General features: G+C 69.3%; 26 protein-coding genes and 4 pseudogenes. 17 read left to right on the forward strand and 13 right to left on the reverse strand.

Annotated features, from left to right (window positions below; translation table 11 throughout):
- Positions 1-7: 7 nt before the first annotated feature.
- The 7 genes from ACMTAK_RS42425 to ACMTAK_RS42455 all read right to left on the reverse strand — a co-directional run bounded on the left by ACMTAK_RS42425 (position 8) and on the right by ACMTAK_RS42455 (position 5,803).
- A complete protein-coding gene (locus tag ACMTAK_RS42425) occupies positions 8-697 on the reverse strand; it encodes a GntR family transcriptional regulator (protein WP_413811052.1) in 690 nt (229 codons plus the stop codon).
- 533 nt (positions 698-1,230) lie between these two features.
- Positions 1,231-1,647, reverse strand: coding sequence for a (R)-mandelonitrile lyase (locus tag ACMTAK_RS42430; protein ID WP_413811053.1), 417 nt, complete (start codon positions 1,645-1,647; stop codon positions 1,231-1,233).
- 47 nt (positions 1,648-1,694) lie between these two features.
- Positions 1,695-2,018: a carboxymuconolactone decarboxylase family protein gene (locus ACMTAK_RS42435; protein ID WP_413811054.1), complete on the reverse strand. Its 324-nt coding sequence runs from the start codon at positions 2,016-2,018 to the stop codon at positions 1,695-1,697.
- A gap of 52 nt (positions 2,019-2,070) precedes the next feature.
- Positions 2,071-2,778 carry an SDR family NAD(P)-dependent oxidoreductase gene (locus ACMTAK_RS42440; RefSeq protein WP_461773849.1) on the reverse strand — a complete coding sequence of 236 codons (708 nt, stop codon included), beginning with the start codon at positions 2,776-2,778 and terminating at the stop codon, positions 2,071-2,073.
- 112 nt (positions 2,779-2,890) lie between these two features.
- Positions 2,891-4,153 (reverse strand): MFS transporter, encoded by a 1,263-nt coding sequence (locus ACMTAK_RS42445; RefSeq protein WP_413811056.1) that lies wholly within the window; start codon positions 4,151-4,153, stop codon positions 2,891-2,893.
- A 35-nt stretch (positions 4,154-4,188) separates the two neighbouring features.
- A complete protein-coding gene (locus ACMTAK_RS42450; protein ID WP_413811057.1) occupies positions 4,189-4,569 on the reverse strand; it encodes a cyclophilin-like fold protein in 381 nt (126 codons plus the stop codon).
- Between the two features lie 217 nt (positions 4,570-4,786).
- Entirely contained in the window at positions 4,787-5,803 is a 1,017-nt protein-coding gene (locus ACMTAK_RS42455; RefSeq protein WP_413811058.1) for a zinc-dependent alcohol dehydrogenase family protein, read from the reverse strand.
- A gap of 216 nt (positions 5,804-6,019) precedes the next feature.
- On the opposite strand from ACMTAK_RS42455, the gene ACMTAK_RS42460 reads away from it, so the two are divergent.
- A complete protein-coding gene (locus tag ACMTAK_RS42460; protein WP_413811059.1) occupies positions 6,020-6,904 on the forward strand; it encodes a helix-turn-helix transcriptional regulator in 885 nt (294 codons plus the stop codon).
- Between the two features lie 383 nt (positions 6,905-7,287).
- Here the strand turns inward: ACMTAK_RS42460 and ACMTAK_RS42465 are convergent.
- From ACMTAK_RS42465 to ACMTAK_RS42475, 3 genes and pseudogenes are all read right to left on the reverse strand, one after another.
- Positions 7,288-7,452 (reverse strand): annotated as a pseudogene (locus tag ACMTAK_RS42465) (ISL3 family transposase); the annotation flags it as partial.
- Positions 7,453-7,700: 248 nt separating this feature from the next.
- A complete protein-coding gene (locus tag ACMTAK_RS42470; protein WP_413811060.1) occupies positions 7,701-8,051 on the reverse strand; it encodes a winged helix-turn-helix transcriptional regulator in 351 nt (116 codons plus the stop codon).
- Between the two features lie 310 nt (positions 8,052-8,361).
- Complete coding sequence (locus ACMTAK_RS42475) at positions 8,362-9,489, reverse strand: NADH:flavin oxidoreductase (RefSeq protein WP_413811061.1); 1,128 nt, start codon at positions 9,487-9,489, stop codon at positions 8,362-8,364.
- A gap of 295 nt (positions 9,490-9,784) precedes the next feature.
- Here ACMTAK_RS42475 and ACMTAK_RS42480 point away from each other — a divergent pair.
- Positions 9,785-9,919, forward strand: a pseudogene (locus ACMTAK_RS42480) (winged helix-turn-helix transcriptional regulator); the annotation flags it as partial.
- Between the two features lie 28 nt (positions 9,920-9,947).
- Here ACMTAK_RS42480 and ACMTAK_RS42485 read toward each other — a convergent pair.
- Together ACMTAK_RS42485 and ACMTAK_RS42490 are read right to left on the reverse strand one after the other, a co-directional pair.
- Positions 9,948-10,148, reverse strand: a pseudogene (locus ACMTAK_RS42485) (helix-turn-helix domain-containing protein); the annotation flags it as partial.
- Between the two features lie 89 nt (positions 10,149-10,237).
- On the reverse strand, positions 10,238-11,146 hold the full coding sequence (locus ACMTAK_RS42490) for a LysR family transcriptional regulator (RefSeq protein WP_413811062.1): 909 nt from the start codon (positions 11,144-11,146) through the stop codon (positions 10,238-10,240).
- A gap of 237 nt (positions 11,147-11,383) precedes the next feature.
- On the opposite strand from ACMTAK_RS42490, the gene ACMTAK_RS42495 reads away from it, so the two are divergent.
- The 8 genes and pseudogenes from ACMTAK_RS42495 to ACMTAK_RS42530 all read left to right on the forward strand — a co-directional run bounded on the left by ACMTAK_RS42495 (position 11,384) and on the right by ACMTAK_RS42530 (position 18,883).
- Positions 11,384-12,133, forward strand: coding sequence for an SDR family NAD(P)-dependent oxidoreductase (locus ACMTAK_RS42495; protein WP_413811063.1), 750 nt, complete (start codon positions 11,384-11,386; stop codon positions 12,131-12,133).
- Positions 12,134-12,137: 4 nt separating this feature from the next.
- Positions 12,138-12,407: pseudogene (locus ACMTAK_RS42500) on the forward strand (inositol monophosphatase family protein); the annotation flags it as partial.
- Positions 12,408-12,674: 267 nt separating this feature from the next.
- The gene (locus ACMTAK_RS42505) at positions 12,675-13,250 is read left to right on the forward strand and encodes an HPP family protein (RefSeq protein WP_413811064.1); all 576 of its coding nucleotides are present in this window, start codon (positions 12,675-12,677) and stop codon (positions 13,248-13,250) included.
- On the forward strand, positions 13,247-15,034 hold the full coding sequence (locus ACMTAK_RS42510; protein ID WP_413811065.1) for a glycoside hydrolase family 15 protein: 1,788 nt from the start codon (positions 13,247-13,249) through the stop codon (positions 15,032-15,034). Before ACMTAK_RS42505 ends, ACMTAK_RS42510 begins: the two co-directional genes overlap by 4 nt.
- 627 nt (positions 15,035-15,661) lie before the next feature.
- Positions 15,662-16,306, forward strand: a complete 645-nt coding sequence (locus ACMTAK_RS42515; RefSeq protein WP_413811066.1) for a cytochrome c oxidase subunit II — start codon at positions 15,662-15,664, stop codon at positions 16,304-16,306.
- A complete protein-coding gene (locus ACMTAK_RS42520; protein WP_413811067.1) occupies positions 16,303-17,982 on the forward strand; it encodes a cytochrome c oxidase subunit I in 1,680 nt (559 codons plus the stop codon). Before ACMTAK_RS42515 ends, ACMTAK_RS42520 begins: the two co-directional genes overlap by 4 nt.
- On the forward strand, positions 17,979-18,338 hold the full coding sequence (locus tag ACMTAK_RS42525) for a hypothetical protein (protein WP_413811068.1): 360 nt from the start codon (positions 17,979-17,981) through the stop codon (positions 18,336-18,338). Before ACMTAK_RS42520 ends, ACMTAK_RS42525 begins: the two co-directional genes overlap by 4 nt.
- 8 nt (positions 18,339-18,346) lie before the next feature.
- Positions 18,347-18,883 (forward strand): hypothetical protein, encoded by a 537-nt coding sequence (locus tag ACMTAK_RS42530; protein ID WP_413811069.1) that lies wholly within the window; start codon positions 18,347-18,349, stop codon positions 18,881-18,883.
- A gap of 278 nt (positions 18,884-19,161) precedes the next feature.
- Here the strand turns inward: ACMTAK_RS42530 and qcrB are convergent, their stop codons facing one another.
- On the reverse strand, positions 19,162-20,748 hold the full coding sequence (qcrB, locus tag ACMTAK_RS42535) for a cytochrome bc1 complex cytochrome b subunit (RefSeq protein ID WP_413813166.1): 1,587 nt from the start codon (positions 20,746-20,748) through the stop codon (positions 19,162-19,164).
- A 708-nt stretch (positions 20,749-21,456) separates the two neighbouring features.
- Between qcrB and ACMTAK_RS42540 the strand changes: the two genes are divergently transcribed.
- The 7 genes from ACMTAK_RS42540 (at position 21,457) to ACMTAK_RS42575 (ending at position 26,548) form a co-directional block, all read left to right on the forward strand.
- Positions 21,457-21,843 carry an STAS domain-containing protein gene (locus ACMTAK_RS42540; protein WP_413811070.1) on the forward strand — a complete coding sequence of 129 codons (387 nt, stop codon included), beginning with the start codon at positions 21,457-21,459 and terminating at the stop codon, positions 21,841-21,843.
- A 247-nt stretch (positions 21,844-22,090) separates the two neighbouring features.
- A complete protein-coding gene (locus ACMTAK_RS42545) occupies positions 22,091-22,510 on the forward strand; it encodes a CBS domain-containing protein (RefSeq protein ID WP_413811071.1) in 420 nt (139 codons plus the stop codon).
- A gap of 119 nt (positions 22,511-22,629) precedes the next feature.
- Complete coding sequence (locus ACMTAK_RS42550; RefSeq protein WP_413811072.1) at positions 22,630-22,842, forward strand: hypothetical protein; 213 nt, start codon at positions 22,630-22,632, stop codon at positions 22,840-22,842.
- Positions 22,843-23,203: 361 nt separating this feature from the next.
- Positions 23,204-24,067 (forward strand): 3-hydroxyacyl-CoA dehydrogenase family protein, encoded by an 864-nt coding sequence (locus ACMTAK_RS42560; RefSeq protein WP_413811073.1) that lies wholly within the window; start codon positions 23,204-23,206, stop codon positions 24,065-24,067.
- A 2-nt stretch (positions 24,068-24,069) separates the two neighbouring features.
- Complete coding sequence (locus tag ACMTAK_RS42565) at positions 24,070-24,342, forward strand: acyl carrier protein (RefSeq protein ID WP_413811074.1); 273 nt, start codon at positions 24,070-24,072, stop codon at positions 24,340-24,342.
- Positions 24,335-25,444, forward strand: coding sequence for an acyl-CoA dehydrogenase family protein (locus tag ACMTAK_RS42570; protein WP_413811075.1), 1,110 nt, complete (start codon positions 24,335-24,337; stop codon positions 25,442-25,444). Before ACMTAK_RS42565 ends, ACMTAK_RS42570 begins: the two co-directional genes overlap by 8 nt.
- A gap of 27 nt (positions 25,445-25,471) precedes the next feature.
- Positions 25,472-26,548, forward strand: a complete 1,077-nt coding sequence (locus ACMTAK_RS42575) for an HAD-IIIC family phosphatase (RefSeq protein WP_413811076.1) — start codon at positions 25,472-25,474, stop codon at positions 26,546-26,548.
- Positions 26,549-26,595: the final 47 nt, after the last annotated feature.

A 26,595-nucleotide genomic window follows, 5' to 3' on the forward strand; every position in this document is an offset into this window, starting at 1 on the left:
GTGGTGTTCAGGCGGTGTCGCGAGTGCCTTCGCGTTCGATGCCCAGCTGCTCGATCGCCGAGGCCATGTGCGCGTGCAGGATCTCTTGGGCCGCCGCGGCGTCTCCGCGGGCGATCGCGTCGGCGATGGGCTCGTGGGCCGTCGCGGACATGGCCACGTCGCGGCGTTCACTGGCCGCGCTCATGATCACCACGCGCATCGGTCCCTCGAGCTGCCGCCAGGTCTTGAGGAGTACCGAGTTGCCGGATAGCTCGCACAACAGGAGGTGGAAGCCGAGATCGGCCTCGACCTTCGAGGCCAGATCCGCGCCTGACGCGAAGGCTTCCTGCAGCTTTTCCAGGGCCTTGCGCAGGGCCTCGGCCGCGTCCTGTCTGCGCGGTGACGCGATGATCTGTGCCACCGCGAGTCCTTCCAGCGCTTCCCGGACCTGGAAGAGTTCCCGGACCTCGGTCGGGGTCAGCTGGGACACGCGCAGCATGCCACGTGCTCCCGCGGTGACGAGGCCTTCCTGCTGGAGGTGGCGCAGGGCTTCGCGTACCGTGCCGCGGCTTACCGACAGGTGCTCGGCGATCTCTACTTCTCCGAGGTGGTCGCCGGGCTGGTACTGGCCGGTGGTGATGGCCGTCCGCAGCGCCACGAGCGCGCGCTCCCGGAGGGTTGTCGAGCGGGTGAGACTGGAAAGCGCCTGACCAGACACGGCTTAACCCTCCTTCAACTCCACGAGTGATCATAGTAGCCCGAAATGGTGTCGTCTGTTGACTGTCGGCATGAGTGGGTCCGGCGGAGGAGCGGATTGCCGTGGGCCCGGGAACCACTCGGGCAGATGCCGACGCGGTCCCGCGGGAGCTTCCTGGCCGCCCACCGCGTGGCGCCCGGGATCGCCGAGCGGGGCTTCGGCCGCATCGTCAAGTACGGAGCGATGCGGTTCGCGGCGCACACCGCCGAGTGGAAGGCACCGCCGAGTGGAAGGCCGGGCACGCAGGTTCATCGCCGCGAAATGGGATTACACCGCGCGCCGGGGCACCGGTCGCCCGCCCACCCCGGCAGCGATCAAGAAGCTCGTCGTGCGGCTGGCCAGGGAGATCCTGGCGTTCGTGCGCCTTCCCTCGATGAGCGACAGAGACAAGCACCTCGAGATCCTTGGCTGCCGGCGCCCGGGTGCGACAGCGGACGGGGCGTGCCGCTCCGTCGCCCAGGGAGGGGGTGACGAGGACCCTGAGCGAGGGCGGATCAGCTCCCGTTCTTGCTGTTGAGGGCGTGGGTGTACTGCTCCTCGGTGACAGGTTCGAGCCAGGTGGTGCCGTCTCCGTCCGCGTCGCCGACGACCATGACGATGTGGGCCATGAGCGTGGTGTCGGTGCCGCCGTGCCAGTGCTCCTCGCCGGCCGGGCACTTGACGGTCTGCCCGGCGCTGACACGTACGACGTGGCCGTCGCGGGTACCGACCAGGCCGATGCCGTCGGTGATGTAGAGGGTCTGGCCGTTGGCGTGGGAATGCCAGTTGGTGCGGGCGCCAGGGGTGAAGCGGACCAGGGCGGCAGCGAGGCGGGCAGGTTCGGTAGGGGCCTCGATCATGTTGAGGTAGACGTCGCCCGTGAACCGCTCGGCCGGCGCCTTGGCCGTCGAGGTCGAGGTGATGTGCTCCATGGTCTTCATCCTTGCCAAATAGGGTGGTTGGGGGTGAGCAGACAGGGTCAGGAGGAGTCGCGCTGGTCGGCGATCTTCTTGAGCCTCTTGATCGCGGTCATGGCGTTGGGCCAGCCCGCGTAGAAGGCGAGATGAGTGATGGCTTCGGACAACTCCCGCACGCTCAACCCGTTGTCCAGGGCAACGCCCAGGTGGTAGTCGAGTTGCTCGCCGCGGTAGAGGGCGGCCAGCGTGCTCACGGTGACCAGGCTCCGGTCGCGGGGCGAGAGACCGGGGCGGTTCCAGATGTCACCGAAGAGGACGTCATTGGTGACATCCACGAGCTTGGGAGCGATGTCCCTCAGTTCCTCGGGGGCGGACTGCTCGGGCATGGCGGGTCTCCTTGTTCTGCAACGGTCTGATGGTGCGGTGGAAGCCGAGCGGCTACTGGGCGGTGTAGCCGCCGTCGACGGGCAGGGCGATGCCGGTGACGTAGCCGGCGCCGGGACTGGACAGCCACAGGACGGCTTGGGCGATCTCGTCGGCGGTGCCGAGCCGGTTGATGGCCTGGCCGGCTTCGGCCTGGGTGCGGTCGAGTTCTCCGCCTTCGACCATGGCGTCGACCATGGGGGTGCTGATGGTGCCGGGGCAGACGGCGTTGACGCGGACGCCGCGTGCCCCGTATTCAAGTGCGGCGCTCTTGGTCAGGCCGATGACGCCGTGTTTAGAGGCGTGGTAGGCGGCGCGGCCGGGGTTGCCGACGAGACCGCCGAGGCTGGAGCAGTTGACGATGGCGCCCCTTCCCTGGGCGCGCATGTGGCGCAGTTCGTGCTTCATGGCGGCCCAGATGCCGCGCAGGTTGATGTCCTGGACGCGGTCGAACTGACCGGCGCTTTCGTCGGCGGCGTCGGTGGGCGGGACCATGATGCCGGCGTTGTTGTAGGCCATGTCGAGGCGGCCGAAGGCGTCCACGGTGCGGTCGACGGCGGCGGCGACCTGGTCTTCGTCGGTGACGTCGCAGACCAGGGCGAGGGCCTGGTGACCGTTGTCGGTGAGTTCCTTGGCGGCGGCGGTGACGGCCTTCTCGTCGATGTCCGCGAGACCGATGGCGGCGCCGGAGGTGGCGAAGGCGCGGGCGGCGGCCAGACCCATGCCGGAGCCGGCACCGGTGATGAAGGCGACCTGCCCGGAGAAGTCGTAGGCGGGGTTCTTGGGGTCCACGGGGTTGCTCCAGGTGAGTGTGGTGCGGGACGGCCGGACCGGTTCAGGTCCGCGCCGACGTCGCTTCAGTGGTCTTGCGCACTGCCGGGATGGGCATGTCGGGAACTCGGTGGGCGACGGTGCGGGTCGAGCCGCGCTTGGCAGTGATGGCCAGGGCGATCAGCGGCAGCAGGGTCAGGCCCGCGAAGACGGCGCCGACCAGGGCGGGTCCGGTCACGCCGAGGGAGGAGGCGAGGGCCTGCCCGGCGAGCGCGGAGCCGGCGGCGATGCCGGTGTTGTACGCGGACGTGGTCAGCGCGGAGGCCAGAGTGGGGGCGTCGCCGGCGATACGGACGGCGAGGGCGGTGACGACCGGGTTGATCGTGAACCCGGCCAGCGCCATGAGGAAGATCAGGGCGATGGCGGCCACCGGGGTGGTGGACAGCGGGATCAGTGCGAGAAGGATCAGCGCGGTCGTCGCGGCGGCCGGGATCGTCGTGGTCATCGGGTGGCGGTCGCCGAACCGGCCGCCGATCGCGGTGCCGCCCAGTGCACCGGCGCCGAATGCGATCAGCACCAGGGGCACGGCACCGTCCGGGATGCCGGCGCGGTCGGTCAGCAGCGGGGTGATGTAGGTGTAGCAGGCCAGAACGCCGCCCATGATCAGCACGGCCGAGGCCAGTGCCAGCCACAGCCGGCCCTGGCGCAGTGCCCGGATCTCGTCCCGCACGGACACCTGGGCGCGTTGCTCCGTTTGAGGGATGAAGCGGCCGATCACGGCGGCGGCGAGGGCGGCGAGCACGGCCAGGGCCCAGAACAGTCCGCGCCAGCCGGTGACGTGCCCGACCAGGGACCCGGCGGGGACGCCCACGACGTTGGCCAGGGTCAGGCCGCCCATCATCACGCTGACGGCCCGGGTGGAGTTCGCGGGCCCGGCGGCGGTGGTGGCGATGACGAAGCCGACGGCCCAGAACGCGCCGGTGGCCAGGGCGGTGACGAACCGGGCGGCCAGGACGACGGTGAAGGAGCCGGTGAGGGCCGCTACGACGTGTCCGGCGGCGAAGACGGTCAGGGCGAGGACGAGGGTGAGGCGCTGGGGCAGGTGCAGGGTGGCCAGGGCCATGGTCGGACCGCCGACGATCATGCCGACGGCGAAGGCGGTGATCAGCAGGCCGGCGTGGGAGACGCCGGCTCCGAGGTCGGGGGCGATGTCCGGGAGGATGCCGGCGATGACGAATTCGGTGGTGCCCATCAGGAAGGTGCCGGCGGCGAGCACCCACACGACGAAGGGCAGCTTGCCCGGCGCGTGAGCGGCGGGAGCGGACATAGGGGGAACTACTCCTTGGGAACGGGGTGGCGAGGTCAGGAGGCGGGCTGGATGTGGACGCGGTCAGCGTCGGCCAGGTGCGCGATGCCGTCCGGGTCGGTGAGGTGGCCAAGGACGACCAGGCCCGGTGAGGGGTGCCCATCGCGGCAGAAGAGGGCCAGGTTGCCCCACGGCGCGTAAAAGGCCAGGTCACCCGCCTTGGGCTCGGACGACGCCGGGGCGCCCTCGATGCTCAGCTCGCGCGGCAGGTCGGCGATGCGCTCGGTCTTCTGGAAGTCGTCGAGTTCGAGGGTGAGGGGCAGCAGCGCGGCGAAGTCCCGCGCGGTGGAGCAGTCGTTCAAGGCGGCGTCCACACTGTTGCCGTCGATCGTGAGATGGATGTGCATGGCGCTGTTCTCCTCGGAGGTTTCGGTCATCTACTGGCCGGTCGCGGACTGCCGCGGTGAACCCTGGGGTGCGGCGCCGCGGGCGTGGTGTCCGGCGTGGCGCCGCACGCCGTCACAGCCGGCAGCAGCGCTGCGGCCGGAACCGCGCGAGCCCAGGTGCACCGGGCGAGTGCAGGTTCCTCCGAATGATCGGAACGGGGTCGGTCAGCGCTCGGGCACACCGCTCGGACGAGCGAGTCCCTCCTGGTCAGGGCTTCAGGAGCGCCTTGATGGCACGGCGCTCGTCCATCGCACGGTAGCCCTCGGCGACCTCGTCGAGCGGCAGGGTGAGGTCGAAGACCTTGCCCGGGTCGATACGGCCCGACTGGACGAGGCCGATGAGGTCGGGCAGGTAGCGGCGTACGGGGGCGGGACCGCCGCGCAGTCCGACGTGGGAGAAGAACAGCTCCTGCCCGTCGATGGCAACGTCGTGGGGGACGCCGACGAAGCCGACGTTGCCGCCCGGACGCGCGGAGCGCAGGGCCTGCTGCATGGCCTCGCCGGTGCCGACACACTCCAGCACACTGTCGGCGCCGATCCCGCCGGTCAGCTCCTTGATCCGCTCGACGCCTTCGTCGCCGCGCTCGGCGACGATGTCAGTGGCGCCGAACTCGCGGGCCAGCTTCTGCCGGGAGGTGTGGCGGGACATGGCGATGATGCGCTCCGCGCCCATCTCCTTGGCGGCGATCACCGCGCACAGGCCGACCGCACCGTCACCGACCACCACGGCGGTCGAGCCGGGCTTCACCTCGGCGGCATCCGCGGCCCACCAGCCGGTGCCCATGACGTCGGAGACCGCGAGCAGGCCGGGCCACAGCTCCTCTCCCGGGACGCCGTCGGTGGCGACCAGGGAGCCCTGGGCATTGGGGATGCGCACGTAGTCGGCCTGGCAGGTGGACATGAACTCGCGGTGCAGGCAGTTCGACTGGAATCCGTTGCGGCAGTTCGCGCAGGTGTTGTCCGAGGTGGCGAACGAGCCGATCACGAACTGGCCCGGCTTCACCGAGGTGACCCCGGGGCCGACCTCCTCGACGAACCCGACGTACTCGTGGCCCATCGGATGCGGCTCGTCCGTCGGCTCCAGGCCACGGTAGGGCCACAGGTCCGAGCCGCACACGCAGGTCACGGCAGTGCGGATGATCGCGTCGGCCGGATTGAGGATCTTGGGGTCGTCCAGGGTCTCGAAGCGGATGTCGCCGGGGGCGTAGATCATTGTGCCGCGCATGAGCGGTTCCTTTGCGTGCCGAGGCGACATACCGACAGAGGGGAGCGGCCGTCGCCGAGTGCAGAGCCCGTGGTACCCGTCCCGACCGGCTCACGGCCGGGCGACAAGCACCACGTCATCGAGGTAACCCGCTCCTGGCGCGCGGAGCGAGGCACGGTCAAGGGGTGTACTGCCAGTACATCCCTTCCGCCGCGGACGGGACGTACCGTCGAAGGCGTGGACAACCGAGCAGAGGTCCGCGAGTTCCTGACCTCGCGGCGAGCCAAGATCACCCCCGAGCAGGCGGGGCTGCCCTCCGGCAGCCGGCGCCGCGTGCCCGGCCTGCGCAGGAGCGAGGTCGCCGCACTGGCGGACATGAGCGTGGAGTACTACTCCAAGCTGGAGCGCGGCAACCTCGCCGGCGCCTCCCCGGCCGTCCTGGAAGCCCTCGCCCGCGCCCTGAAACTCGACGACGCAGAACGCGCCCACCTGCTCAACCTCGCGCACGCTGCAGACGGCTCCGACGCCCTCACCCGCCCCCGACGGCGTAGCCCTCAGTGGAAGGCGCACCGCAGCCTGCAATGGGTCCTGGACGCCGTCACCGCCGGCCCGGCCTTCGTACGCAACGGCCGCATGGACCTGCTCGCCGCCAACCAGCTCGCCCGCGCCTTCTACGCCGACGTCTACACCAACCCGCACAACCAGGCCAACCTGGCCCGGTTCAACTTCCTCGACCCGGCCTCACGCCGCTTCTACCCCGACTGGGACCAGGCCGCCGACGTCGCCGTGTCGATCCTGCGCACCGAAGCCGGCCGCAACCCCCACGACAAGGGCCTGCACGACCTCGTCGGTGAACTCTCCACCCGCAGCGACGACTTCCGCACCCGCTGGGGCGCCCACAACGTCCGCCACCACGGCACCGGCACCAAACGCTTCCACCACCAGGCCGTCGGCGAGCTGACCCTCGCCTATGAAGGACTGGAGATGGCTGCCGAACCCGGCCTGACCCTCACGATCTACACCGCCGAACCCGCCTCCCCCTCCGAAGAGGGGCTGCGCCTCCTCGCGTCCTGGGCCGCCACCCGAGATGTCGACACCACGGAACCCTCCGCGACGAGCTGAGCCTGGTATTCGGCGAGCGTGTGAAGGCAGTGACCAAATAGTCGTGGTGGCCCTGGAGTTCTGTCCAGTTCTGCCTTCCGTCGAGCCCGCTGCTGATCACGCGCACCCGGCCGACCACCGCTGGTGGAAGAGACGGTCGCGCTCATCCAGCGCCTGGCGAGAGAGAATCCGACCTGGGGATACGTCAGGATCCAGGGCAACTTCGACGGCTTGGCCATCGGGCCCTGCTCATGGACCTCGAGGAGAGGGCTGGGTGCTTCCGGTTCCTCATCCGCGAACCGGGACAGCAAGTTCACCGCCGCAGGCGACGTGTTGTCCGATTGCTGCTACCGCCGGGAAGGGCGCGGTGCAGGTCCAGATGACGTCGTCGACGGTTCCCGGTGTCGGGTGACGGAGTCACGAACAGCACCCTGAGCGCCGCAGCGTCGACACCAGCCCTCGGTGCCGTCGTCGGCGTCGAGGACTCGGCAGGCCAGGACGGCACGGTCGGGCTCGAGGCGTTGGCCGGTCACGGTCAGGCCGAGCTCGTCGAGCCGGCAGAACGTCAGGTCAGGGCGCCCGAAGGTAACGTCAGCAAGTCGAGGTCTTCCGGATGAGGCGTGTAAGAACCCTCATCTTCGGAAGACCTCGACGCCTATCCGCTCAACGACGCGCCGACCACACCAGCGGTGCGCGCCACACCCTCAACCGGGAAGAGCCAGACAACGCTATCCATCGAAATCGGCTGACGCGCTCCGCGATGTCGTCAACGAACGATCGTCCCGGTGACCAGCCGCCGACTAAGCATCGTCATCCATCAGGATCTGACGGGTTGGCTCGCCAACGCCCCGATCCGATCCATGTGGGCGTATCCCCATTCGCACAGCGGGCGCAGCGCTTCAGCCAGACTCGAGCCGAACGGTGTCAGGGAGTATTCGACGTGAGGGGGAAGCTCCCGGAAGTCCTTGCGGACGACGATGCAGTCTGCCTCAAGGTCTTTGAGCGCGCCGATCAGCATTTTCTCGGTAATGCCGTCGACAAGGCGGCGCAACTGGCCGAACCGCTGGGGACCGTGCACGGCGAGCTGCCACAGCACCAGAAACTTCCATCTGCCCCCGACGACGGACAGTGCGGCGTCCAATCCGCAGTAGAACCCACGCTCAGTCATCTGGACATACCCTTCCGAAGGAGATGATGTGACCGATCCACTCACCGCATTCGACTCCGTACTTGGTGCTGGCCACAAACCATCCCCCACGCCGAGGAACTGGACAACCGCACGCTCGCGCGGCCGCCGCCGTACCGCTCGTTCACCGCCCGCCGCGCGAAACGGCCCGTCCGCTCTTCCTGCCTCATCCGGCATGCCTCATCCGAGACGGCGTCAACGCGGCGCCAATCGGGGCAGTCGTCTCAGTGCGGTGGAAAGTTGGCCATCGTGCCTGAGCTGAATCGGCGAGGGCGGATGCCGGGACCCGATGTCAGTGCAGGGTGGCGACCTGGTCGACGGTGAACGGGATCAGCGCCTCCGTGTCCCCGGTGAGGACCTTGCGAGCCCACTCCGGGTCGGCGATCAGGGCCCGGCCGATCGCGATCAGGTCGAACTCGTCCCGCTCCAGCCGGTCCAGCAGGTTCTCGATGCCCGCCACCCCGGTCCGGCTCCCGCTCTGGAACCCCGGTTTGAACGCCTTGTCCAGGCCGACGGAGCCGACGCTGATGGTGGCCTTGCCGGTGAGCTTCTTGGTCCAGCCCGCGAGATTCAGGTCCGAGTCCTCGAACTCCGGCACCCAGTACCGGCGGGTGGAGGAGTGGAAGGCGTCCACCCCGGCCTCCGCGAGCGGGGTGAGGACCGCCTCCAGCTCCTGCGGGGTGGTGGCCAGCCGCGCGTCGTAGTTGTTCACCTTCCACTGCGAGGTGCGGAAGACGATCGGGAAGTCGGCGGAGACGGCCTTCCGGCAGGCGGCCACGATCTCGGCGGCGAACCGGGTACGCGCGACCGGGTCACCGCCGTAGCCGTCGGTGCGGCGGTTGGTGCGCTCCCACAGGAACTGGTCGATCAGAAGGCCATGGGCGCCGTGCACTTCGACGCCGTCGAAGCCGGTGCGCTCGGCCACGGCGGCGGCCTCGGCGAAGGCGGCGATCACCGCGTCCAGGTCGTCCTGGCTCATGGCCTTACCGGCCGGGGCGCCGTCCAGCCCGATACCCGACGGGCTGACCGTCGGGGCGTCGGGGAACGGGCCCGCGCCCTCGGGGCGCTGCACCCCGACGTGGCAGATCTGCGCCAAGATCCGGCCGCCCGCGCGGTGCACCTCCGCCACCACGTTCTTCCAGCCCGCCAGGGCGTCCTCGCCGTGGAATAGCGGCGCCGTGACGCTGTCCCCCGCCGCGTCGTGACGGATGTACGTTCCCTCGGTGACGATCAGCCCGACCCCGCCGGCCGCCCGGCGCGCGTAGTACCGCGCCACATTGGCACCGGGGACGCCGCCCGGCGAGAAGTCGCGCGTCATCGGCGCCATGACGATCCGGTTCGGGACGGTGAGCCCGCGCAGGGTGAACGGGCGGGACAGGGTCTGAGCCGCACGGTCGGCGGCAGCGCTGCTGGCAGGCACGTGAATGCTCCTCGAAGTAGGACGACTTTTCGCGGAGGGCCGGCTCTCGGAGGCGGCGGCGATGTCGGTGGTGCTGGACGTGTCGGGCATGATCGATGTGTCTTTCGTGCATTCGGTTGGTTTGGTCTGCCTCCCCGACGCCGAGACTCGTGCGCCCGAACCCGGGACGGGGCTTGACGGCTAGGCCGGTTACCTACGCCAGAACCGAGGGAACATGCCGTTCCTTCCCATGGACAAGTACCTACTTTTTTGTAAGTGCCTCCAGCGTGGGTGTTTTCGTAAAACAGGAGCCACGATGAGAACCGATCGCCAGTACTACGGTGGGCTCGACGCAGCACTATCGGTGGTTGGCGGCCGGTGGAAGTACTTGGTCGTGTGGCAGCTCGCCTCGGAAGGGCCTCGCCGGTTCGGGCAATTGCGATGCCACATGGACCAATTGAGTGGCGTACCAGATTCAGCCCATCGTAGTAGGGCTGGTTGGCGGCGATGCGGTCGAGGATCACGTACGCCTTCTTCCGCACGGTCGTCATGGCCTGTTCCAGCGTGCGCGCCCGAGCGGCCAGGAGGTCGACGGCCTCGCGTATGTACCGGTAGACCGTCGCGCTCCCGACGCGGAATCCTGCTGCAAGGCGGGCGTAGGTGTCGCCGCAGCGAAGGTGGATCTCGGTCGTGAACCCGTCTACCAGGGGCTTTTCCGCTGCCGGGGTCGCCCGTCCAACCTGCCGTCAGGCTGGGAACAGCTCAGTACTCAGGCGCAAGCAGGCGGGGCAAGAAGACCTATGCCGCACCAATTCTGTTGGTTCAGGTGATCGAGTACGGCCGTCTCCGCCGGACTCGGATGGCGTCGTACCCCGGCAATGACAGGTTCGGCCAGTGCAGGCAGAAGCGGGCGGGCCAGTTTCTCGAAGCCTTCAGGGAGGGCCGAAGCCGGGGCGACCGTAACACCCAGGCCCTGCGCCGCCAGTCGTACCGCAGTGGAAATCTGTGAGGCTCGGGCCACTGTGCGAGGGCTCAGGTCCGCGTCGGCGAGCTTGCGAGCCAGGTACTCATCGAGGAGGCTGGCGCGCCGGAACCTGACCCAGCCCTCTGACGCCAGATCCTCCAAGCGCAGCGGCGCGCCATCTTCCAGAAGGGGGTGTCCTTCCGGCAGGACGGCTACGTAGGCCTCCTCGCCCAGAACGCGGATGTCGAATGAGCAGCCGTCGGGGACGCGGTGCACCAGAACCATGTCGAGGACACCCTGGCGGGCCAGGCGTTCCATGTCTGCGGGGTCGGGCTCCTCGTGGAGAGTCACCTGCAGCTTGGGGTGGCGGTGGCGTAGCTGCCCCAGCGCTTGCGGCAACTGACGTGCGCCCAGGCCCATGTGGACAGCGATGATGAGCTCGCCTGCCAACTCGCCGTCGGCGGCGCGGGCAGCCGCGAAGGCCCGCCGGGACGCTGTCGTCGCGATCTCCGCTTCCGCGAGGAAGGCTCGCCCGGCAATCGTCACCGTGACCCCGCTCGGGGTACGGGTGAACAGTCTTACCCCAAGGTGCTTTTCCAGGGTGCCGATCTGCTGCGACAGAGACGGCTGTGTGACCCGTAGGCGCTCCGCTGCCGCGGTCATGGAGCCCTCCTCGGCAACGGCGAGAGCGTATTCGTACTGTCGCAGATTCATGCGCATTGACCTTCGAACGACATAGAGGATGTCAATGCAGTATATGCATGTTCACTATTTTTCTCTATGGCCGATCGGTCCTACCGTGTGGCGCATGCATGACGGCGACCAGGAGCGGATGGGTGTGAGCCGGCAGTCTCATCACGCCGACCTGCGGAGTCCTGTGACGCTCGGTGCGGATCCAGGAAGCCGCGGAGCCCGCATCTGGCTCCAGCCGTTTCGACCAAAGGAGAAGACATGCGTCTCGCAAACAAAGTAGCCCTCGTCACCGGCGCGAGCACGGGCCTCGGTCTGGCGATCGCCGAAAGTTTCGCCGCTGAAGGCGCCCACGTCTACATCACGGGCCGACGGAAGGATGCGCTCGACACGGCGAAGGCATCCATCGAAGGACGAGTCACCGCCGTCGCTGCGGACGCCACTTCGTCGGGTGATCTCGATGGTCTGGTCGAAGCCATCCGCCGAGAGAGCGGACACCTCGACGTGGTTGTCGCAAATGCGGGAAACATTGAGCGGATGAACTTCGGGGACGTGACCGAGGATCACTTCGACCGCACGTTTGACCTCAACGCCCGCGGCACGTTGTTCACCGTCCAGAAGGCGCTGCCGCTGCTGCGAACGGGCGGCTCGATCGTTCTGTTGGGCTCGATCACGGCTTTCAAGGGGGATCCCGGGGCGGGGACATACAGCGCGGCCAAGGCCGCCGTGCGCTCCTACGCCCGCACATGGGCGGCAGAGTTCGCCGACCGCGGCCTTCGAGTCAACGTGCTGAGCCCGGGGCCGATCGACACGCTCATCATCGATGGGCAAACTGACTACTTCGGGCAGGACCCGGCAGCCCTCCGAACCATGATGAGTACTCTCGTCCCGATGCGTCGCCTCGGGCGCCCCGAGGAGATTGCCAGCGGTGCATTGTTTCTCGCTTCGGACGAGAGCAGCTTCATGACGGGCGCAGAACTTTGCATCGACGGCGGTATGGCTCAGGTGTAGCTGCCAGCAGGGTGCCGCCGACGCTGTGCGCCAGTGGTTGGTGGACCCCCTGTGCGGCACGCTCAACTACGCCGTCGGCATCATGCTGGTGGCCGTCAACGTGGCGCTGCGCGACGGGGTGGCGGCGGTGGCCGACCCCTTCAGCGGCGAGGTCTTCTTCACCGATCGGGGGGCCGCCTGGGTGCGGCGTGACGGGGCCGACGACGCACCGCTGACGCCCACGCCGTCCACCCGATTGGTGGACGTCAACCTGGATCCGCCGTTCCCGAGTGCGTCAAGCCCTCCACGGCCCGAGCCTGTGGAGTCGTCTCCGCCCGCTCGTAGCCGGCCCTGAGCTCCATCAGGTCAGGGTGCTCTTCGATGCGGGAACCAGGTGTGGTCATGAGGAGGAACCTCCTGACATCATTTGTGCCGAGTTGCCACGAAGGTCGGGGTCAATCGCCGGGGCCATGCCGAGTTCGCCGGATGGGCGCCGTGCTTTCCCCGGTTGCCGTGCCATCACCGGGTACCCGGGGTACCCGGTGAGAAGAGGAGGGGCCGGATGGCACACATGCCCAGTACTGAGACGTTTCCGGCTCGGATCGGCAGGCGGTGGGCGGCCGGTAGGCGTCTCTTCCTGGCCTCGGCGGCGCTGCTGGCCATCGTCGGCGCGATCGGCCAGGGCGTCGGCTGGATCATGCTGACCACCACGCTCGGCCCGACGGCATACGTGCTCCTGGCCCATCCGGAGAGTGAGGCGGCCCGGCTGCGCAACTCCTCGCTGGGACACATGGTGGCCACCGTCTGCGGACTCGCGTGCCTGGCCGTCTTCGGACTCTGGGAGCACCCCTCCGTCGCCGAACAAAAATCCGACACCTGGCCGCAGATAGGCGCCCAGGCGCTCGCCGTGGGCCTGACTCTCCTTGCGCTCGAACTGATCGAGGCCCAGCACCCGCCCGCGGCCGCCACCGCCCTGCTGATTACCTCTGGAATCGCCCGGCCGGGACCACCCCTGTACGGCATGCTCCTCGGGCTCGTCCTGCTGATCGCGGGCGCCGCCCTGATCGCCTGGGTCACCCGGCGGCGGGGCGCGGCCACCACCGGGGAACCTGCGCGGGAAGAGGAAGGCGAAGGATGACCGACACGCCCCCGGGCCGCCAACTCGGCCCGACGCCCCCGGGCGACCACGCCTCGTCACCGTGGACTCTCCGGGAGTACTCCTTTCTCGGAGACGGTGAGCGCGGCGCCCTGGTGGGGCCGCGCGGCGAGATGGTGTGGCTGTGCGCACCCCGCTGGAACAGCGACGCGGTGTTCTCGACCCTGATCGGCGGACCGGGGGAGTACCTCCTGGGTCCCGAGGACCACTGGAACGTCTGGGGCGGTTCCTACGAGGAGGGCACCCTCATCCATGTCGGCCGCTGGCTCACCGGTGACAGCGAGATCGAATGCCGGGAGGCGCTGGCCGTGCCCGCCGACCCGGACCGGCTCGTCGTACTGCGCCGGATCCGGGCGGTGCGCGGCGACGCCCGTGTGACGCTGAGGCTCGATGTCCGCCCCGGCTTCGGCGCCCACCCCATGACCGGCCTGCGGCGGGAGGGCGGAACCTGGTTCGCCCACGGCGGTGGACTGCACCTGCGCCTCACCGGAGCGGCCGACGCCACCCCTGGCCCGCAGGGTGCGCTGGAGGCGCGCTTCGTGGTGGCCTCCGGCGAAGTGCGGGATCTCGTCCTGGAGATCGGCACCCGGGCGGGGACGGAGAAGCTGGACGCGGAGCGGCTGTGGCAGGCGACCGAACGCCACTGGGCCGACGCCGTACCCGACTGCTCCGGGCTGGCCGCCCCGCGCGACGCCCGGCACGCCTACGCCATCCTCCACGGGCTGACCAGCTCTTCCGGCGCCATGGTGGCCGCCGCCACCACCTCGCTTCCGGAGCGCGCCAACGGTGAACGCAACTACGACTACCGCTTCGCATGGATCCGCGACCAGTGCTACGCCGGTCTCGCGGTGGCGGCGCACGGCCCGCACCCCCTCCTGGACGCGACCGTGGGCTTCATGACCGAGCGTCTGCTGGCCGACGGTGGCGAACTGCGCCCCGCATACACCGTCACCGGGGACCCGGTGGCCGAGGAACGCTCCCTGCCGCTGCCCGGCTATCCGGGCGGCACCGATCGGGTGGGCAACCGCGCCGGCCGCCAGTTCCAGCTGGACTCCTTCGGCGAGATCCTCCAGCTCTACGCCGCCGCCGCACGGCTGGACCGCCTCGACGCGGACGCCCGCCGCGCCCTCGACGTGGCCGTGGACGCCGTCGAGCGCAACTGGACGCGCCCGGACGCCGGTCTGTGGGAGCTGGAAAACCATTGGTGGACCCACTCACGGCTGTGCGCGGTGGCCGGTCTGCGCGCCGCGGCGCGCGCGGTGGGGGGCCGGGCGGCGCGCGACTGGGACGGCCTCGCCGAGGCGATCCTGCGCGAGACCCGCCGCCGCTGTCTGAGCCCCCGGGGCCACTGGCGCCGCGCCGAGGGCGACGACGGGCCGGAAGCCGCCCTGCTGCTGCCCCTCGCACGCGGCTGCCTCCCGCCGGACGACCCCAGTGGGCCGCGCACCCGCCGGTTCATCGCGGAACGGCTGTCCGAGGACGGCTACCTCTACCGTTTCGACCACGGCGACCGGCCCCTGGGCGAGGCGGAGGGAGCCTTCCTGCTGTGCGGGTTCATGATGGCGCTCGCCGCCCACCGCCAGCGCGATCCCGTCAGCGCGTTCCGCTGGTTCGAACGCACCCGGGCCGCCTGCGGCTCACCGGGGCTGTTCGCCGAGGAATACGACGTCCGCCAGCGCCAGCTCCGCGGCAACCTGCCCCAGGCGTTCGTCCACGCCCAACTCCTCGAGACGGCGGTACGTCTCAGCGATGAACGGGAAGATTGACACGAAGGCCGTCGGCCAGGTCGGGGGCGGAGGGGCACTCCGGTCCGTCCGGCTGTCGACCACCTCGGTGGTCACGGCGGGGTGGCCTGTGTGGAGGCGATCGAGGCGGCGGGCTGGCGGGTCATCATGCCTGCCGAGCACATCTGCTGCGGGCGGCCGGACCCGCAACGCCTACCACTTCCCGGAGTTCTTCCAGTCTTCCGGAATCGAGCCCCCGCGGCTCGACGGCAGCGCACTGCTGTGGGGCCACTGCCACCACCGCGCCACCGGTGGGTCATCGGCGCCCTCGCGGGAGTCGTCACCGCGGTCGGCGTCCGCGCGGCGTAGGTAAGCCCAAGGTTCATCGGGCAGCCGCCGGCGTGCTCCCGCTCGAACCTCGGGTCAGCCCGACCTGCTGGCAGGCACGCGGTACCGGGTGTCAGTGCCGGATACCGCGGCACTCCGATCGGCGGTGTGTCCGCTCGCGGACCGTTCGGCCTGCCCGTAATGTCCGCTTGGCTGCGTTCTGGAATAGTACGACGGGAGCGATCGAATGCATCTTGGGGACTTCCGCCGAACGGTAGAGGCCCGGGCGAACGTGGAGAGCATTCGATTGAGGGCCACCAACCGCGCGAACCGGGTCGCGCGATGAAGCAGCGTCATATCTTCGGCCGCGTCTTCGCGCTGGAGGCGGTCGTCTCGGCCGGGGTCTTCGCCATCGTGCTCGCCCTCCTGGTCTGCGCGCTGCTCAGGCGGCGGGCCGGGCGGCGGACCGCCGCCTCCGGGCGAGCGGAGCGCCCGCGTCTGGAGGCCTACTACGTTGCCGTCCTGGCCGCGTTCGGCGTGTTCCTGGTGGCGTGGACGGCGTGGCAGAACCACCGGGAACACCGGACGGCCGAGCGCCCACCCGTGCGCGTCGACGTCTCCTCCTTCCAGTGGTGCTGGACCTTCAGCTACCCACAGGCACCCCAGCGGCGCAGTGCCTCCGGGACGTGCCGGGGCGACGACCTGCCGACCCTGGTCGTGCCGACCGGCCGTCCCGTGAAGCTGCGGCTGACCTCCCGCGACGTCATCCACTCGCTGTGGGTTCCGGCACTGCGGTACAAGATGGACGCCTTCCCCGACCATGTGAACTCCTTCACCCTGACCCTGAACCGGGAGGGCCGCTGGTTGGGCAAGTGCGCGGAGTTCTGCGGCCTTCGGCACCACACCATGCACTTCTGGATCAAGGCGGTCTCGCCCGAGGAGTACGACCGGTATGTGCACGGCGGACAGCAGGGAGCGGCGGCATGACCGTCGCACCACCCACCGCCGAGGAGGGCACCGGCGGGCGGCCGATCCCGCCGAGCGGCTGGCTGGGCTGGGTGACCAGCACCGACCACAAGCGGATCGGCGTGCTGACCATCGGCACCTCGCTGGTGCTGCTCCTGGTCATGGGCACCTTCGCGCTGACCATGCGGGCCCAGCTGGCCCAGCCCGAGCAGCACCTGGTGAGCACGCAGTTCTACAACCAGCTGTTCACCCTCCACGGCTCGGGCATGATCTACATGGTCGTCACCCCGTTCGCGATCGGCATGGGCGTGTACCTGGTGCCGCTCCAGATCGGGGCCCCCGGTATCGCCATGCCACGCCTCACCCTGCTGGGCTACTGGCTCTACGTCCTCGGGGCGCTGGTCATGCTGGCCGGTTTCGCCACGCCCAACGGGGCCCATGCCGACGGCTGGTTCTCCTATCCGCCGATGGCCGACAGCGTCCACTCGCCGGGTGCGGGCTCCGACCTGTGGATCGTGGGGGTGTTCCTGGCGACCACCGGGACCATCGTCATGGGCTGGGCCGTGCTGTGGACGGTGCTGCGCAGGCGGACCCACGGGATGACGATGCTGCGGCTGCCCGTGTTCTCCTGGTCGATGGTCGCCACCTGTCTGATGGTGATCGGTGCCTTCCCCGCCCTGCTGGCCGCGCTCGGCCTGCTCGCCGTCGGACGCGCCGACCCGGCGATCTTCCAATCGAACGTGTGGAACATCGGCTACCAGCACCTGTTCTGGTTCTACGGCCATCCGGTCGTGTACGTCATGTTCTTCCCCTACCTGGCCGCCGTGTCCGAGGTGCTCGCCGTCTTCGCCGGGCGCCGCTTCTTCGGCTACACGGGCACGGTCCTGTCATTGCTGGTGTTCGCCGCGATGTCGATGAGCGTGTGGGGGCACCACATGTTCGCCACCGGCCAGGTGACCAACGACTACTACTCGCTGACCTCCATCGCCCTGCTCGTCCCCGCGGGCGTGGAGTACTTCTCCATGATCGGCACCATTCTCGGCGGGCGGCTGCGCCTCGGCCCGCCGATGCTGTTCGCCCTGGCCTTCATCCCGCAGTTCCTGATCGGCGGGCTCACCGGCATCATGCTCGGCACCCCGGTGATCGACTACCACGTGACCGACAGCTACTTCGTCGTGGCGCACCTCCACTACGTGCTGTTCGCGGGCAGCGCCTTCGGGCTGTTCGCCGCCGTGTACTTCTGGTTCCCGAAGGTCACGGGCGTGATGCTGGGCCACCGGGCGGGCCGGCTGCACTTCTGGCTGCTGGTGATCGGCACCAACGTCACGTTCCTGCCCATGTTCGCGCTCGGCTACCTCGGCATGCCGCGCCGGGTGTCGACGTACGCGTCCTTCGAGGGCTTCGGCTGGCTGAACCTGCTGTCCAGCATCGGTGCCGCCGTCCTCGCCGCGAGCGTGGTGGTGTTCGCCGTCAATGTGCTGTGGACTCTGCGCAGGCGGACCCTGGGGAGCGCCGAGCGGGCCCCGGACGACCCGTGGGGCGGGCACACCCTGGAATGGGCCACCACGTCCCCGCCGCCCCGGCTGAACTTCACCCCGGACCACCCGGTGCCGTCCGTAACCGGCTTCGCCCCGCTGCTGGACCTGCGGCAGCGGCGGGACGAGGAGGCCGCCGCGGCCGACGGGGGGCGGCCGTGAAGCGGCACCTGTCCGTCGTCGTCGTGGCCGGCTGGGGCCTCCTCAACGGTGTGCTGCTCGCGGTGCTGGCGGTGTACGGCGAGAGCGCGATGGTGTTCTGGCTGTGGGGTGGCGTCGTCGTGCTGCTGGAGCTGGCGGCCGTGGCCGTGCTCGCCTCCTCCCGCCTCGGGCCCGACCAGCACGTCCGCTATCGGGTGCCGGACCGCGCGGCCAGTGCGGTGGTGCCCGCCGCCTTCGGCTTCCTCCTCGTCGCGCTGGCGTTCGTCTACGGCGCGTGGCTGCTGGCCCTCGCCGGGCCGCTGCTGCTCGTGGCGGTGGCTCTCGCGGTGCGCGGCACGACGGCACGGGAGGAGTAGAACCGGTGATGGACCACTCGGCACACGCCACGCAGCTGTCGTCCGTGGCCGCGATGGCCCTGTCGGGTTTCGCGCTGGCCGCGGTGGTGCCGGGCGTCATGTGGCCGTTGAGACGGGCGTCGCTGTGGGAGCGGGTGAGCCTGCCCCCGGGCGTGGCCCTGCCCCTGCTGGTCCTGCTGCACGGTTGGGCGATGCTCGCCGGCCTGATGCGTCCGATGCCCACCGCTGTCACCATGGTGTCGGAGCTGCTCCTGCTGCCGGCCGCGGTGGCGTTCTGGGCGCCCGTCGTGGTGCGTACCCGGCACCGCCTCAGCGATCCCGGCGCGTGCCTGTATTTGTTCCTGGCCGTCCCGCTGCTGGACCTTCCGGTGCTCGGGGTGATCGCGGCCGGACACTCCGTGGAAGGGCTCGCCATGATCGTCGGCATGCTGCCCCTCGGCATCGCCGCCGCCGCCGTCACCTGGTCCTGGATCAGCCGGGAGGAACGGCAGGCGGCGGACGCGCTCCCGCTCGCGCTGCGGGGCGGTGATCCCCATGGTCGCTGACGGCCGCCCGGGTGTCCTACGGCCGGATACCGCCTGGTCACCCTGACGAACGGCGCGGCGACGATGGTGGCGGTGCACCCGTGGGACATCGACGGCGCCGCCCGTGCCGGTCTCTCCACCGTCTGGCTGCGGCACACGCCGGGGCACTACCCGTCGGCGGCGCGGCCAGCCGACCGGCAGGCGACCGGGGTCGCGGATCTGGCCCGACGCCTGGGGCCGCCCCGCCCGGCTGACCGGTCGGCGGCCGGATCGCGTCCGTGCTCAGCGGGGCCCGTCGCTCACCTGTGGTCGGCCTCCTCCGCCTCGCCCGGGGCGGCGTGCACCACTTCGATGGCGTGTCGCTGCCGGTCGGTGGCGGGCAGTTCCACCCGCTTGCCCAGGTACCAGCGGCTGAGCGCGTTGCGGACGTGGTGCCGGTGGAACCAGCGCCATGCCTCCGTGCCGGGCGCCCGTGGCTCCGGCTCGGCGCGTACGAGGATGCGGTACGCCTCGGCCGCGGGCAGCAGCGTCCGGGCCTGCTCGTAGCCGCCGTCCGCGTTCTGCCGTACCTCGGCGGTTGCCCGCCCCTCCACCAGCCGTCGGCGGTCGGCCGCCTGGAGACCCAGGCAGGCCCGTTTGGTGGCGTGGTAGGCCAGGAACGGCAGCACGAACAGGGCGGTGCGGAGGGTGTATGTCACCAGTTCCACCGAGGTGCTGAAGACGAAGGCGATGACGTCCTGACCGCCCGCCATGAGCAGGACGGCGTAGGCGGAGACGGCGGCGACACCGAGGGCGGTGCGGGTGGGCTGGTTGCGCGGGCGGTCGCACAGATGCTGTTCGGGGAAGGGCCCGGTGATCCACCGTTCGAAGTACGGATAGCCGTAGAGGATCACGAACAGGGCCACGGGCAGCGCCGCCCCCGGCAGGAAGACGTCCCACACGATCGTATGCCCCGCGACGTTCGTCTCGGCGGCCGGCATCAGACGCAGCGCGCCCTCCAGGAAGCCCACGTACCAGTCCGGCTGGGAGTCGAGCGAGACGTGGTCGGCGCGGTAGGGGCCCACCGACCAGATGGGGTTGATCTGCAGCAGCGCGCTCAGCAGGGTGAGCACACCCGTCACGGTGAAGAACAGCCCCAGGGACTTGGCGGCGTATTGCGGGAAGAGCGGCTTGCCGACCGCGTTCCGGTTGGTCCGGCCGGGCCTGGCCCACTGGGTGTGCTTGTGGTACACGATGAACGTCAGGTGCAGGGCGACGAGGGCCAGCAGAAGTCCCGGCAGCAGCAGGATGTGGGCCGCGTACATGCGCGGGATGATCTCGTGTCCGGGGTACTGCCCGCCGAAGACGAAGAACGACAGATAGGTGCCGACGACGGGGACCGAGAGCATGATGCCCTGGGCCGTGCGCAGACCGGTGCCGGACAGCAGGTCGTCGGGGAGCGAGTAGCCGCAGAAGCCCTCCAGCAGGGCCAGCAGGAACAGTGTCACGCCGACCATCCAGTTGGCTTCCCGGGGCCGCCGGAAGGCGCCGGTGAGGAAGATCCGCAGCAGATGCAGGCCGATCGCGGCGACGAATACCAGGGCGGCCCAGTGGTGGACCTGCCGGATCAGCAGACCGCCGCGCACCTCGAAGCTGATGTGCAGCACCGACGTGTACGCCTCCGACGTCATCACGCCCTGTAGCGGCTCGTAGGAACCGGTGTACGGCGTCTCCGTCATGTCGGGGTGGAAGAAGAACGTCAGCCAGACGCCCGTCACCACCAGGACGACCAGGCTGTACAGGGCGACTTCGCCCAGCAGGAAGGACCAGTGGTCGGGGAACGCCTTGCGCAGGAACTCCTTGCCGGCGGCGGCGAGCGGCAGGCGTTTGTCGAGCGTGGTGAACATCCGTTCCGCACGCCCGGTGGGCGGCTCGGATTCATTGGCCAAACCGCGCTCGCCCTCCTGCCGTTCCGCTTCCGACCCCGCTGCGTGGTCAGTCGCCGACTGTTCGTTCCCGAGCCTGGCACGAGTGCGCTGGACACGCGCGGCCGATACGGCGTCGGAGGGAAACGCATGGCGATGTGGGCGACGGCTCCCCCCTGGGTGGTCACCGCCGCCCACGGCGCTCGGGGCCGGGATCGTCTGGAACGTCGCCCGTTCTTCCCGCGAAGGAGAGCTCGTGCTGGATCCGCACACCGGCGCGTGGGTCCGGCTCGTCGGAATTCTCAGCTCTCTGCCTGCGACCGCGGACGTCGGCACCAAACCTGCTTGGGCGCCGCCTCGGCCGGCGGCAGCCGCCGATCACGCACGGAAAACACCGCAGCCCGCACGGTCCGGCCACTCCGGTCCGCGGCAGCCATCAGCGAAGGCACCCATTCCACGGCAGGTCACCTCGCCTCCCTGCCGTCACAACCTCCTTCGCATACCAGGTCCAGCGCGGCGCCAACCTCACAGATTCCTCACAGGCAAACCCAGGAGAATCTTGTCGAAATGTCTCTTATTTGGTATATGCGAACTATGAGGGGGGGGGAGACGAGGCCACGCAAAACCGGATCTCATCAAGCGGAGGAGTTCAGACCTGCCCGGCGTCCTGCCGGGGACGGGGTGAGATTCATGGACGCGCTGAAGATTTCTTTCCACCGGCAAAACGCATGGCCGGTCATCCAGGTGGACGGGGAACTCGACCTCGCGACGCGGGACCAACTGCGGCACCATCTCGATAAGCTCATCGCCGCTCGCAATCCGGCCAGAATCATCGTCGACTTCTCCCGGCTGAGCTTTTGTGACGCGAGCGGCCTGAGCACGCTCGCGGCCGCAGACCGGGAAGCCCGGAGGCGTCACGGCGGACTGCGCCTGGTGTGCCCTGAGGGAAAGGTCCGGCGCCTGCTGAGGCTCACGCAACTGGCCCGGTTCATTCCGGTCTTCGACAGCCTCTCCCAGGCCATCGCCGACGGCGAAAGCGGCCCCTATTCCACCTCTCCACGTCAAACGGCGGTGTGATCGCCACCTGGGCCATACGAGCCGCTTACACCGATTCCCGGCCGGCGAGTGCCCGGCCCGGATCTCTCCGGCAGCTGCTCACCTGAGCGGCGCCCGCGGGGCGATGCCCTGTCCTTGGCACCCACCTCAGGGAACAGAAACCCTCCCGCACAACGAGGTACAAGCGGTTCGCCGGGTACTCGGAGCCGCGAAGGCCGCTGTACAGGCCAAGGGGGATCCGCACCTTCAGGCACTGAGGAGCGTTTCCATGTCGCAGCGCATACGAGAGATCATGACCAGACCTCCTGTCGCGGTCCAGCCGCAGACCCCGGTGGCCGATGTCGCCCGCCGCATGCGGGAGGAGAACATCGGCGACGTCCTGGTCACCGAAGGCGATCAGCTCCGAGGTCTGGTCACCGACCGGGACCTGGTGATACGAGCGCTTGCCGAGGGCGGGAACCCCGGCGCCAAGCCCGTTCAGGAGGTCTGCAGTGAAGACCTGATCGCCGTCTCCCCCGACGATGACACCGACCGAGCGGTGCAGCTGATGAGGGAGCGGGCCATGCGCCGACTGCCCGTCGTCGAAGGGAACCGGCCGGTGGGCATCGTTTCCCTGGGCGACCTCGCCCTTGAGCGCGACCCCGACTCCGCGCTCAGCGACATCAGCGCCGCCCAACCCATCCAGTAGCCACGTGGCCCCTGCCCTCGGGCAGGGGCCTTTCGGGGCGGAATCGCTGAGGTCAGTGGCCGGCGGTGAGTTCGCCGCTGAGCTTGCCGTGAAGGTGGGCACTGGCTTCGTTCAGGCCGGTGATCTCGACGGTCTTGCCCCGCTGGGCGTACTTGGTCGCGATCGCGTCGAGGGCGGTGCCGCCCGGTGAGCAGGAGAAGCTGCTGGACCGGGTGCGCGGTTACCAGGAAACCGCGCGGCAGCGGGTGGCGGATCTGCGGACCCAACTGGCGCGAGCGGAAGAGTTCGCCGCCACGCTGGACGAGCGCCTCACCTCGGCGCGGCGTCCCTGAGGACAGGGCTTCGGCGTCCGGCTCGTCCGCCGCTCCGGGAGGCTCCCGGGGCGGACGGCGTTCCATGTCCGTGGGACGGACGTTGGCTGATCCTCACCATCATGCTGCAACGCTGGTGGAAAGCCTGGTCCAGCACGCCCCCGCCAGCAGAGCCACAGAACCTGGTCAACGCAGTCAGTACCGGCCGACCACTCAGCCCCTACCTCCCACTCCCGCCCTAACGAACCACGGGTAACGGCGTCCTACTAGTATTTTTACCTGAAAGTGCCATTGAAGCAGTGGTCTGCCGTTCCTGTTGGCATTCACTTGTTGTGCGCCCTACGGAGGGCGCACACATCTGAGTGACGATTGGAGGCAGGGGATGGCGGGTTCCGCATCCGACACGATCGCTGTCGTCGGTGCCGGGGTAATGGGACGCAACATCACCGCACTCGCGCTGGGCCGTGGGGTCGATGTCGTGCTGGTCGATGTCTCGGGTGACGTGCTGGAGAGCGCCCGAGCGGAAATCGCCCAGCTGTTGCGGCACGGGCAGTTCATGGGCGCCTTCCCCGCCTCCCAGACCACCGGGACACTGACCACGACGCTCTCCAGCGGCGATGTCGCGGACGCCGATGTGGTGATCGAGGCGATCACCGAGGACGCCTCGCTCAAGGCGCGGGTCATGGCGGACCTCTCCGGCACGGTCCCCGCCGGGGTGCCGCTGATCACCAACACCTCGGGAATTCCCATCGCCGAACTGGCGAAGTCGGTGCAGCGGCCCGCGGAACTGGCCGGGGTGCACTTCATGAATCCTTCCTATCTCATCGAGATGGTGGAAGTGGTGCGCGGCCCGCAGACCGGCGAGGCCGCCATGGCCGCGATCCTGTCCCTGCTGGGCCGACTGGGGAGGAAGACGGTCGTCGTGCGTGACGCGCCGGGGTTCGTCACCAGCAGGCTGCTGCACCCCATGATCAATGAAGCGGCGCGCATCGTGGCCGAGGGCACCGCGAGTGTCGAGGCCGTGGACCAGCTGATGCACGGCTGCCTCGGTCATCCGACCGGTCCGCTGCGCACCGCCGATCTGATCGGACTCGACAATCTCGCGGACGCTCTTCGGCTGCTTGCCGAGCGGACCGGAAATTCCACCTTCGAACCCTGTGAACTTCTGATGGAGAAGGTGCGCCGCGGTGATCTGGGGCGCAAGACAGGGCGCGGGTTCTACAACTATGGAGAGGTGCTTTCGTGAGTATGGACCAGGCAGTCACCGCCGAGGCGACCGAGCAGGCGATCACAGCGTTCGTCTCGGAGCGGGTGAAGGCGGAGGTCCCTGCCGACCAGGACCTCTTCGGGTCCGGGCTGGTGTCGTCGATGTTCGCGATGGAACTCGTCGTCCATCTGGAACAGGCCTTCTCCGTACAGATCCTGGGAGACGACCTCAAGCGGGACAACTTCCGCACCATCGAGGCCATGACCGCTCTGGTGGTGCGGTTGCGCGGCGCCGAGAAGTCCGCCGATGACTGAGCCGCTCGACGGCGCCCGTGACCTCGTCGACGACCTCGTCGGCGACCGGGCCGCGGAGTGGGACCGGACCGGTCTGATCCCCGACGACGTACTGCGCACGCTGTCCGCTCGCGGCCTGCTGTGCGCCGGGGTGCCGGAGGCGTCCGGCGGACTCGGCGCGAGCAGCGCGGCGAACGGCGAGTTCACCGCGTTCGTGGGCAGCCGGTGCAGCTCCCTGCGGAGCGTGATGACCTCGCAGGGCATGGCCGCGTGGACCATTCAGCGCCTGGGCAGCGCGCAACAGCACGCCGAGTACCTGCCGAAACTGGCCGGGGGTCAGCTCGCCGCCGTCGCGTTCAGCGAGCCGGAGGCGGGCAGCGATCTGTCGGCGATGACCACGACCATCGAGCGGGACGATGACACCGTCATCGTCCGCGGCCAGAAGGTCTGGACGACCGCGGCCCACTACGCCGACATGATCGTTGTCGTCGGACGCTTTGGCTCAGGTGCGGCCGCCGTCGTGGTGCCCACCTCGGCTCCGGGCGTCACCGTGACCAGGGTGGCGCAGCCGTCCGGCTGCCGGGCGGCGGGCCATGCGCATGTACGGTTCGACGAGGTGCGGCTGCCCGCCACCGCGCTGCTCGGCGGTGGACAGCCCTTGATGCTCCTGGTGACGACCGCGCTGGCGTACGGGCGGATCTCGGTCGCCTGGGGCTGCGTCGGTATCCTCCGGGCCTGTCTCGACGCCGCCCGTGGCCATGCCCGCACCAGGACGCAGTTCGGAAAGCGGCTCGCGGAGCACCAGCTTGTCGCCCGCCACCTGGCGAATCTGCTGACCTCCGAGCAGATCGCCACCCGGGTGTGCGAACACGCCAGCCGGTGCTGGGACGACGGCTCTCCCGAGATGGTCGTCGCCACCGTACTCGCCAAGCAGGTGAGCGCGGTCCAGGCCGCGCAGGGCGCCGCCACGGCGGTGCAGGTCCTGGGGTCGGCGGCCGCGCACGAAGGCCATGTGGTCGAGCGCGCGTACCGCGACGCGAAGCTCATGGAACTCATCGAGGGCAGTACGGAGATCTGTCAGCTGATCCTCGCCGACCACGCCGTGTCCATGCCCGCGACATGAGTTGGCGAACCGAGACAAGGAAGAGCCGTGGTTGAACAGACCTCGATCGTGAAGTGTCTGGTGTGGGACCTCGACAACACCCTGTGGCAGGGCACGTTGCTGGAGGACGGGACGGTGACGCTCCCCGCGCCGGTCAGAGAACTCATCGCCGAACTGGACAGCCGCGGCATCCTGCAGTCCGTGGCCAGCAAGAACGACCACGACCTGGCGTGGAAGCAGTTGGAGGCGCTGGGCGTCGCCGAGTACTTCGTGCTGCCGCGCATCGGCTGGGGTCCGAAGTCCGATTCGGTGCGGGAGATCGCCGCCGAGCTCAACTTCGCGCTCGGCACGATCGCCTTCATCGACGACCAGCCGACGGAGCGGGCGGAGGTCCAGTTCCATCTGCCCGAGGTCCGCTGCTATGACGCCGAGCAGCTGTCCGGGCTCTCCGCCCTGCCGGAGTTCAACCCGGCGACGGTGACCGTGGACGCGCGCCGCCGTCGGCAGATGTACCAGGCCGGATTCCAGCGGAAGGCGGCCGAGGCGGATTTCCAGGGGCCGAGTGAGGACTTCCTGCGCTCGCTGGAACTGGTGATGCGCATCGGACGCGCCACCGAGGAGGAGCTCTCCCGGGTGGAGGAGCTGACGCTGCGCACCAGCCAGATGAACGCCACCGGTGTGCACTACTCCATCACCGATCTGCGTGCGCTGCTGGCCGATCCACGCCATGAGGTGCTGGTGACCACGCTCACCGACCGGTTCGGGCCGCATGGCGCGATCGGTCTCCAACTGCTGGAGAAGCACGAACACGTCTGGCATCTCAAACTGCTGGCCACGTCGTGTCGTGTGGTGTCGTTCGGCGCCGGTTCGGCGATCCTCCGCTGGCTCGGCGACCAGGCCGCCCAGGCGGGTGTCCACCTGGCCGCCGACTTCCGGCGGACCGAGCGCAACCGGATGATGGAGATCGCCTACCGCTTCGCCGGTTTCACCGACGAGCCGTGCGACTGCCGGGCCGGACTGTCCGCGCCCGCACAGGAGGAGATCCAGCGGCTGCATCTGTCCCCGGCGCCGTCCGACCCGCCGCCCACGATGGAGCTGCACGCCGTCAGCCTCCAGGGCGTCTGAGCCCTCGCCGGCCGGGAGGCACACCTCCCGGCCGGTTCCGACGTGAG

The sequence above is a fragment of the Streptomyces lacaronensis genome (assembly GCF_047337785.1).
Lineage (GTDB): Bacteria > Actinomycetota > Actinomycetes > Streptomycetales > Streptomycetaceae > Streptomyces > Streptomyces lycopersici.

Coding starts and splice junctions, on each gene's coding strand:
- ACMTAK_RS42520 (WP_413811067.1), top strand. CDS start 16,303: ATGACCGTCGCACCACCCACCGCCGAGGAGGGCACCGGCGGGCGGCCG.
- ACMTAK_RS42515 (WP_413811066.1), top strand. CDS start 15,662: ATGAAGCAGCGTCATATCTTCGGCCGCGTCTTCGCGCTGGAGGCGGTC.
- ACMTAK_RS42510 (WP_413811065.1), top strand. CDS start 13,247: ATGACCGACACGCCCCCGGGCCGCCAACTCGGCCCGACGCCCCCGGGC.
- ACMTAK_RS42445 (WP_413811056.1), bottom strand. CDS start 4,153: ATGTCCGCTCCCGCCGCTCACGCGCCGGGCAAGCTGCCCTTCGTCGTG.
- qcrB (WP_413813166.1), bottom strand. CDS start 20,748: ATGTTCACCACGCTCGACAAACGCCTGCCGCTCGCCGCCGCCGGCAAG.
- ACMTAK_RS42505 (WP_413811064.1), top strand. CDS start 12,675: ATGGCACACATGCCCAGTACTGAGACGTTTCCGGCTCGGATCGGCAGG.
- ACMTAK_RS42530 (WP_413811069.1), top strand. CDS start 18,347: ATGGACCACTCGGCACACGCCACGCAGCTGTCGTCCGTGGCCGCGATG.
- ACMTAK_RS42455 (WP_413811058.1), bottom strand. CDS start 5,803: ATGCGCGGCACAATGATCTACGCCCCCGGCGACATCCGCTTCGAGACC.
- ACMTAK_RS42560 (WP_413811073.1), top strand. CDS start 23,204: ATGGCGGGTTCCGCATCCGACACGATCGCTGTCGTCGGTGCCGGGGTA.
- ACMTAK_RS42440 (WP_461773849.1), bottom strand. CDS start 2,778: ATGGGTCTGGCCGCCGCCCGCGCCTTCGCCACCTCCGGCGCCGCCATC.
- ACMTAK_RS42470 (WP_413811060.1), bottom strand. CDS start 8,051: ATGACTGAGCGTGGGTTCTACTGCGGATTGGACGCCGCACTGTCCGTC.
- ACMTAK_RS42490 (WP_413811062.1), bottom strand. CDS start 11,146: ATGAATCTGCGACAGTACGAATACGCTCTCGCCGTTGCCGAGGAGGGC.
- ACMTAK_RS42545 (WP_413811071.1), top strand. CDS start 22,091: ATGTCGCAGCGCATACGAGAGATCATGACCAGACCTCCTGTCGCGGTC.
- ACMTAK_RS42435 (WP_413811054.1), bottom strand. CDS start 2,018: ATGCCCGAGCAGTCCGCCCCCGAGGAACTGAGGGACATCGCTCCCAAG.
- ACMTAK_RS42495 (WP_413811063.1), top strand. CDS start 11,384: ATGCGTCTCGCAAACAAAGTAGCCCTCGTCACCGGCGCGAGCACGGGC.
- ACMTAK_RS42565 (WP_413811074.1), top strand. CDS start 24,070: ATGGACCAGGCAGTCACCGCCGAGGCGACCGAGCAGGCGATCACAGCG.
- ACMTAK_RS42570 (WP_413811075.1), top strand. CDS start 24,335: ATGACTGAGCCGCTCGACGGCGCCCGTGACCTCGTCGACGACCTCGTC.
- ACMTAK_RS42450 (WP_413811057.1), bottom strand. CDS start 4,569: ATGACCGAAACCTCCGAGGAGAACAGCGCCATGCACATCCATCTCACG.
- ACMTAK_RS42540 (WP_413811070.1), top strand. CDS start 21,457: ATGGACGCGCTGAAGATTTCTTTCCACCGGCAAAACGCATGGCCGGTC.
- ACMTAK_RS42430 (WP_413811053.1), bottom strand. CDS start 1,647: ATGGAGCACATCACCTCGACCTCGACGGCCAAGGCGCCGGCCGAGCGG.